1 protein-coding gene is annotated in these 396 nt (G+C 68.2%); it reads left to right on the plus strand.

Annotated elements, in window-relative coordinates:
- On the plus strand, window positions 1–396 hold a 396-nt coding region (locus QQX10_RS13615), incomplete at both ends, for a hypothetical protein (protein WP_301144572.1).

Raw genomic sequence — 396 nt, forward strand, 5'->3', positions numbered from 1 at the left:
CGACGGTCACCATCGAACGAGCGTCGCGGACGATCGCCGTCGTACGGGCGCGACGGGCGCTGCGGACGGTCACCATCACGACGCGGGCCGCGATCGCCGTCGTACTGACGACGCGGACGATCGTTGTCGTACCGACGCTCACCATCACGCTGGGGGCGGCGGTCACCATCGAACGAACGCTGCGGACGGTCACCATCACGACGCGGGCCGCGATCGCCGTCGTACTGACGACGCGGACGATCGTTGTCGTACCGACGCTCACCATCACGCTGCGGACGGCGGTCACCATCGAACGAACGCTGCGGACGGTCACCATCACGACGCGGGCCGCGATCGCCGTCGTACTGACGACGCGGACGATCGTTGTCGTACCGACGCTCGCCATCACGCTGCGGA

The sequence above is a fragment of the Demequina lignilytica genome (genome assembly GCF_030418305.1).
Taxonomy (GTDB): Bacteria; Actinomycetota; Actinomycetes; order Actinomycetales; family Demequinaceae; genus Demequina; species Demequina lignilytica.